Consider the following 7,402-nt stretch of genomic DNA (forward strand, 5'->3'; position numbering starts at 1 on the left):
TGGTGCAAGCCGCCTGAGCTGATCCCCAGGCGCTTGTCCCTCCAGCCCGGCTTTTGCCGGGCTTAATTTTGCCTGCGATAAACCAGCTATCTATATAGCTATCACCCTGAATTCTGTGAGAGCGAGCCTCGCTCCCACAAAAACAGCTCAACGCACTGACCTTGCAGCGTCAATTTTTATTAATTATAAAAATCAATAATTTATAAATACTGAAATTTATAAAATCGAAAAATTGACATTTTTATTTGACAGCCTTCTGAACAAACGCTGATATAGCAGAGCCTGTTTCTCTTCCCTGCACTTCGCCAAGTTTGTAGACGCCTCGTCCGCAGGCGGTAGCTATGGCCCCGTTTAACAGACTCTTCCCCGCTCATTGGTGTATCGCAGTTTGAGGCTTGTCGGCCTGAGTGTCTGATCCCTGTTTTTCTGAGGATCAATATGGACATTTATCCTGGTTTTTTATCCGTCGTCTTTCTGTTTCGCAATCAATCGCAGAGCCTCGAAGCCACTCTGGTGCACGCCGCGTCGGTGATTGCCGCCCTGGCCAGCGACTTTGAGCTGATCATTGTCGATAACGCCTCGGAAGATGACAGCGTAACGGTGCTCAAGCGCCTGACTGCCGAGGATGGCCTGGCCAATCTGCAGGTCTATGCCCTGACCCAGGAGGTTGATGCCGACACAGCTTCATGGGTCGGCCTGGAGAACGCCCTGGGCGATGTGGTGGTGGTGATTGATCCGCTCAACGATGACGTCGCCTTCATTGCGAAAATGATCGAGCGGGCCATGGCCGGCGCCGATGTGGTGTTTGCCAATAATGCGCAAAAGCCGCCCCAGAGCCTGGCTTATCGCTGCGCCTTTTCTGTATTCCACTGGCTGTACAAACGCTTCAATGGCATTCACCTGGCCAGTGAAGCGCCGCAGTATCGGCTGCTGGGCAAGCGGGTGATCAACTTCATCCTGCAGCACCCGCACCCGGCCATGTCCTATCGCCACCTGCCAGCTACCGGCGGCTTTGCCCGGGCGTCCCTGTGCTACAGCGCCGCGCCCAAGGCTACGCGGCCCAAGCATCTGCGCGACAGCATCGATCGTGGCGTGCGCCTGCTGGTGTCCACCACTCGCGCGCCGATGCGCTTGGTCACGGCGCTGTCGCTGTTTGGTGCGGTGAGCAACCTGTTGTATTGCGTGTACGTGGTGGCCATCGCTGTGTTCAAGACCGAAGTGGCGCCGGGCTGGGTCAGTGTCTCGCTATTGCAGTCGAGCATGTTTTTTCTGATTTCCCTGGTGTTGCTGGTGCTGGGCGAATACATCCTGAACATGGCCAGCCTGTCCAACGAAGGGCCGATTTATCACGTCGGTCAGGAGTTCACCAGCGCGCGCATGACCCGGCGGGAAAAGCTCAATATCGCTGAAACCCCCGCCATGCCTGCACCGCTGAATAGTCAGGCACGCTGATGAACGACGCACAGCCCATCGACGCCCTGATCATTGGCGGCGGTTTCTATGGCGCCGCCATCGCTGTGTACCTGGCCCGCCAGCGCGGCCTGCGTCATATCGTGCTGGTCGAGCGCGAAGCGGCGTTGATGCAGCGTGCGTCCTACAACAACCAGGCCCGGGTACATAACGGCTATCACTACCCGCGCAGCTTCACCACGGCCTACCGCAGCCGGGTCAACCTGCCGCGTTTTGTCAGCGACTGGCCCGCCATCATCAAGCAGGATTTCACCAAGCTCTACGCCATTGCCCGCCGCAACTCCAAGGTCACGGCGCGGCAGTTCGAGCGTTTCTGCCGCGATATTGGCGCACCGATTCAACCGGCCAGCCCGGCATTGCGCGGCCTGTTCGAGCCACGGCTGATCGAGGCGGTGTTCGAGGTCCAGGAGTTCGCCTTCGACTCCAGCAAACTGGCGCAGTGGGCCGAGCAGGCGCTGCGCGAGTGCGAGGTGCAGGTGCGCTGCCAGACCCAGGTCACGGCGCTGTATCGCGGTACCGAGGGCGATATCGAGGCCGTGCTGCGTCAGGCCGATGGCAGCGAGTCGCGGTTGCGCTGTCGCTATGCGTTCAACTGCACCTACAGCGGCCTGAACCAACTGGGTGGCGACTTTCCCGGCATTCAGGCTCAGCTCAAGCAGGAAATCACCGAAATGCCGCTGCTGCAGATGCCGGCGGCGCTGAACAGCCTGGGCATCACCCTGATGGACGGACCGTTCTTTTCCATGATGCCGTTTCCGGCCAAGGGCCTGCACAGCCTCTCCCACGTGCGCTACACCCCGCACCTGCACTGGCAGGACGAACCGGGGCGCAACCCCTACGACAAGCTGCAGCACTACCCGCGCCAGAGCCGCGTCGATCACATGTTGCGCGACGTCGAGCGCTATATCCCGGCCGTGCGTGGTGCCCGTTATGTCGAGTCGCTGTTCGAAGTCAAAACCGTGCTGGTCATGAACGAGAGCAACGACGCCCGCCCGATTCTCTTTGAAAAACATGCACACCTGCCCGGCAGCTATTCGGTGCTGGGCGGCAAGATCGACAACATCTACGACGTGCTGGAAAAGCTCGACGCCGAGCCTTTTACCCGCCCTGATTGAGTGAGCAGCCCTATGACCACCGCCTTGCTCGGCTACACCGGATTCGTGGGCAGCACCCTGCTCAGGCAACAGACCTTCGATCAGCTATACCGCGCCAACAACATCGGCGATATCGACGGAAAAACCTTCGAGCGGGTGATTTGCGCCGCCGCTCCCGGCCAGAAATGGCGAGCCAACCAGAACCCCGAGGCTGACTGGCAGGCCATCGATATGCTGATCAGCCATTTGCGCACCGTGACCTGTCGCCAGTTCGTACTGATCAGCACTGTGGACGTATTTCGCGAGCCCCACGGCGTCGATGAAAACAGCCCGGTGCTGGAGCGTGACCTGCATGCCTATGGCCTGCATCGCTATCGCCTGGAGCGGTTCGTCGAAGTCCATTTCCCTGACGCGTTGATCATTCGCCTGCCCGGGCTGGTAGGGCCAGGGTTGCGCAAGAACGTGATCTTCGACCTGCTCAACGGCAATAACCTGGACGCCATCGACAGCCGCGCCCTGTTCCAGTTCTACCCCATGGTCAACCTGGCCTGGGACATCCAGACCGCCCTCGACGCACGTCTGCAGCGGCTGCACCTGACAGCGCAACCGATCAGCGTCGCCGAAGTCGCCCGCCTGGGCTTTGGCCGCACCTTCAGCAATCGCCTGACCGGCCCCGTGACCCATTACGACCTGCAAAGCCGTCATGCCCAGGTGTTCGGCAGCCGAGGCCGCTACCCCTACAGCTTTCGCGACACCGTGCAGGCCATCCGTGCCTACGCGCAATCCGAACCGCGAACCCTTCCCGCCGCGAGAGACGTGCATCCATGAGACTGGCGATATCCAACATTGCCTGGGAAGTCCACCAGGATCCCTTGATTGCCGCGCTGTTGGCCCGCAAAGGCGTCGATGCCATCGATATCGCCCCGGGCAAGTACTTCGCCGACCCGCTCAAGGCTCAAGACAGCGATATCGCCCAGGTCAGATGCTGGTGGGCCGACCACGGCATCGACATCGTCGGCATGCAGTCGCTGTTGTTCGGAACCACTGGCCTGAACCTGTTCGGCACCTCGGCCAGCCAGTTGGCCATGCTTTATCACCTTGAGGCGGTCTGCCGGATTGCCGCCGGGTTAAATGCCACGCGACTGGTATTCGGCTCGCCGAAAAACCGTGATCGCAGCGGTCTCGATGATGAGCAGACCCAGTTGCGCGCCACTGACTTTTTCCAGGCCCTGGGCGACATCGCAATGGCCCACGGCGTGTGTATCTGCCTGGAACCCAACCCGGTCTGCTACGGCGCCAACTTCATGACCGACAGCCATAGCACTGCGGCGATGGTCCGGGCGGTCGATCACCCGGCCATCCGCATGCAACTGGATACCGGCGCCCTGGCCCTCAATCACGAAGATCCCTGGCAGATCCTGCAGCAGCATGCCGCGCTGATCGGCCATATCCACGCCAGCGAACCGAACCTGCGGCCCCTGGGCGACGGCAGCACCGATCACCCGCGCATGGCCGAGTCCATCCGGCGTTACCTGCCCGGCCACGTGGTCAGCATCGAGATGCTCAGCAGCCCCCATGAGCCTGCCGAGTGGTCCATCGAGCGGGCCGTGGAAGTGGCGCAGCGGCATTACAGGAGTAGCGCGCCATGAAGTGGCTGATCCTGCTCAGCGGCATCCTCTGCAACGCCTCGGCCAGCGTTCTGGTGAAGATGGCCATGATGCCGCCACGGCAGTTCCCATCCCTCAAAGAGCCCCTGGCCGCCTTGAGTAATTGGCCGTTCTGGCTGGGCCTGGTGCTGTATGGCGGGGCATTTCTGCTGTATGCCGCAGCCTTGGTGCGACTGCCCCTGAACGTCGCCCACCCGGTGCTGACCGCCGGGGCGATTGCCACGGTGGCGCTGTCTTCGGCGTTGATTTTTCGCGAACCCTTCTACTGGACGACCATCGCCGGGATCGTCCTGGTCATGGCGGGGGTGGCGCTGATCACCGCCCATGTCGCCTGAGGAAATGCCATGCCCCCTGCTCTCTCCTGCATCGAACCCACGTCGGCACAGCGCGCCGCCTGGCAAGTGCCGAGCTTCGTTACGCCGCTCTGGAGCGGTCGCCAACAGCCTTGGTGCGTGATCATTCCGGTGATCAACGAAGGCCCGCGCATCACCCGCCTGCTGCAGCGCATGGCCGCCCTGAACATCGCCGCCCTCGCCGACATCCTTATTGTCGACGGCGGCAGCAGCGACGGTTCCCTGGACCTTGCAGCCCTGCAGGCCCAAGGCGTCAGCGGCCTGCTGCGCAAGACCGGCCCCGGCAAGCTCAGCGCCCAGCTGCGTTGCGCCTACGCCTTTGCCCTGGATCAGGGCTATGCCGGCATTGTCACCATCGATGGCAACGACAAGGACGATCCGGCGGCCATTCCCGCTTTTATCGACGCGCTGCGCGACGGCGTGGACTTCGTCCAGGCGTCGCGCTTTATCGTCGGCGGCCAGGCCGAGAACACGCCCAGGTCGCGGGACTTTGCCATTCGCTTTATTCATGCGCCGCTGCTGAGCCTGGCCTCGGGCTTTCACTGGACCGATACCACCCAGGGCTTTCGCGCCTACAGCCGCGCCCTGCTGCTGGACCCGGCCATCGCGCCGTTTCGTGAGGTATTCATGACCTACGAGCTGCTCGCCTACCTGTCCTATCGCGCCCCGCGCCTGGGCTATCGCTGCGTCGAACTGCCCAGTGCACGGCGTTACCCCAAGGGCGAAGTGCCGACCAAGATCAGCAGCGTCAGCGGCAACCTGTCGATTGTCCAGGTGCTGCTCAAGACCTGCCTGGGCCACTACAACCCCTGAGGATGTCCCGGTATGGCCGAGCTGCATCGACCCTGGCGCGCCCTGGCCCTGAGCCTGTTGTGTGTGCTGTTCATCATTGCACCCCACCTCAAGGGCAGCCTGATCCTTGAAGATCCCTTCCACGAAGGCGAGTTCTTCGCCACCGCCATCAGCTACTTCGGCACCGCTGCCCCACCATTCCAGCCCCTAAGCATTCACGGTGTCGTCGACGTGTTGCCGGCCTGGCTGGCGCGGCTGATCTGGGGCGATGACCACTACCTGCTGCCGACGGTGGCGCTGTATGCCGTGCTCAATATCCTCGCCGCAGCACTGTTGCTGCTGATCGTCGACGAGCTGGCGCGCCGACGACCCTGGCGCGGCACGCTGCTGCTGGCCACGGCTCTGGCGGCGGGGTTCTTCGTCGGCTACCGCGACTTGTTCCTGCTGGCGGCGCTTTATGTGTTCGTGCTGCTGCATGAGCGGCCCTGGCGAGCGCCTGCGGCCACTGTCTTGCGTCTGCTTCTGGGGACGATGCTGGGCTTTGGGTTGTTCTGGTCGTTTGATCGCGGCATTGCCGGCGTCTTTGCCTTCGGGCCGCCGTTGCTGTTACTGGCCCTCAAGCGGCGCAACGAATGGTGGATAGCCCTCGGATCGACCCTGACGCTGCTTGGCCTTGGCCTGCTGTCCGGGCCCTTCTCTGTTCCCGGCTATCTGAATAATTTGCGCGTGCTGCTTGCTACCTCGGCCCAGTGGGGGTATGGCTGGCGCGGCGATGCGCTGATCCTGAGTCTGTTCGCCGCCTCCATCAGTCTGTTGGTCATGGCCCTGGGGCTGCGCTCGGCCTGGCGCGAACGGCTCTCTCTGGAGCATCTGGCGCTGCGCGGCGTGCTGCTGTTGCTCACGGTGATCATGCTCAAGATCGGCCTGAACCGCGCCGACGTCGAACATATCTACAGCGCCCTGTGGGCGCCGCTGTGCCTGCTGCTGAGCCTGCCGCGCAAGGATCTGCAACTCGGCCGCGCCGTGCTGCTGTTGCCGATCTTGATCGGTGTGGGTGCCGCCCTGACCGTAACGCAGCACAACCTGGGCTTTTTTCTGATTGCCTGCCTGACGGCCTACGCCTGCACACCCCACAAGGCCCCCCGCGATCTGCGCCTGAGCCACCTGACACTGCTGGCCTTGTTCACCCTTTCAGCATCAGCGCTGCTCTACAGCCACGGCAAACACCTGCGCGAAGGCCAGTACCAGTGGCTGGCCCGTCTCGGCACACCACCGAGCAACAGCGCAACGCTCACCCCCGGCGCGGGCTGGGCCGCCATGCGCCTGCGCGAGCACCAGGTCGGCTGCGTCTTTGACCTGGCTAACAATGGCGTGATCAACGCCCTGCTCGACCGCCCCGCCTGCACCCGTTTCACCTACCCGGTCTATGCCAATGCCGACTACGAACCCGAAATGATCCAGGCCCTGGCCAGCGCCTCCCCCAACGCCATCGTCTACTCCACCACCTTTCCCTCCTACCGCATCGACGGCCGCGACATGCGCCAACGCTTTCCGCAGCTCGATGCCTTTGTGCTCGAGCGTTATCCGCAGCAGCTTTGCGGGTTGGGGTATTGCGTGAGGTATCGACAGGTGGAGTGAGGCTCATAGCGCTGTCGCGCAATAACGCACCACCTGTAGGACCGGCTTTAGCCGGGAAGACGTGCTCGCGGCTAAGGCCGCTCCTACAGATATCGGCAAGCGCGATGGAACCGGGATGTGCGCCCTTGTGGGAGATTCTATGTTTGCTGTAAAGCCGGAGCAGCCCCTTCGTGGATGAATCCCCACAGATACCGATGGTATTCACGCACTACTGTGGGAGCGGATTCATCCGCGAAGGGGCTGGCACATTCGATAGATATTCGTCGCCTGGAATGCCTTCGCGAATTCACCCCACAATTCGTTCCCTAAACAACTATCAATTTCAGCAATGATCGGTACCAATCGCATTGACTTCTTAATAAATCCCAGCGGCGTAGCATTGCCTCCA

Annotated in this window: 7 protein-coding genes; all 7 read left to right on the top strand. The window is 61.8% G+C overall.

Annotation, left to right across the window (positions count from 1 at the left end):
- The first annotated feature begins 438 nt into the window (after positions 1-438).
- Genes ACCD02_RS32315 through ACCD02_RS32345 form a run of 7 tightly spaced genes read left to right on the top strand, consistent with a single transcriptional unit; the run spans position 439 to position 7,014 of the window.
- Positions 439-1,452, top strand: coding sequence for a glycosyltransferase (locus ACCD02_RS32315; RefSeq protein WP_413310648.1), 1,014 nt, complete (start codon positions 439-441; stop codon positions 1,450-1,452).
- Positions 1,452-2,585, top strand: coding sequence for an NAD(P)/FAD-dependent oxidoreductase (locus ACCD02_RS32320; protein WP_413310649.1), 1,134 nt, complete (start codon positions 1,452-1,454; stop codon positions 2,583-2,585). Before ACCD02_RS32315 ends, ACCD02_RS32320 begins: the two co-directional genes overlap by 1 nt.
- Positions 2,586-2,597: 12 nt before the next feature.
- Positions 2,598-3,392, top strand: a complete 795-nt coding sequence (locus tag ACCD02_RS32325) for a pyridine nucleotide transhydrogenase (protein ID WP_413310650.1) — start codon at positions 2,598-2,600, stop codon at positions 3,390-3,392.
- On the top strand, positions 3,389-4,213 hold the full coding sequence (locus tag ACCD02_RS32330) for a sugar phosphate isomerase/epimerase family protein (protein WP_413310651.1): 825 nt from the start codon (positions 3,389-3,391) through the stop codon (positions 4,211-4,213). Before ACCD02_RS32325 ends, ACCD02_RS32330 begins: the two co-directional genes overlap by 4 nt.
- Positions 4,210-4,566, top strand: coding sequence for a DMT family transporter (locus ACCD02_RS32335; RefSeq protein WP_413310652.1), 357 nt, complete (start codon positions 4,210-4,212; stop codon positions 4,564-4,566). Before ACCD02_RS32330 ends, ACCD02_RS32335 begins: the two co-directional genes overlap by 4 nt.
- Before the next feature lie 9 nt (positions 4,567-4,575).
- A complete protein-coding gene (locus ACCD02_RS32340) occupies positions 4,576-5,397 on the top strand; it encodes a glycosyltransferase family 2 protein (RefSeq protein WP_413310653.1) in 822 nt (273 codons plus the stop codon).
- A 12-nt stretch (positions 5,398-5,409) separates the two neighbouring features.
- Positions 5,410-7,014 carry a hypothetical protein gene (locus ACCD02_RS32345; RefSeq protein WP_413310654.1) on the top strand — a complete coding sequence of 535 codons (1,605 nt, stop codon included), beginning with the start codon at positions 5,410-5,412 and terminating at the stop codon, positions 7,012-7,014.
- Positions 7,015-7,402: the final 388 nt, after the last annotated feature.

It is taken from the genome of Pseudomonas sp. Pseusp88 (assembly GCF_047303955.1).
GTDB lineage: Bacteria > Pseudomonadota > Gammaproteobacteria > Pseudomonadales > Pseudomonadaceae > Aquipseudomonas.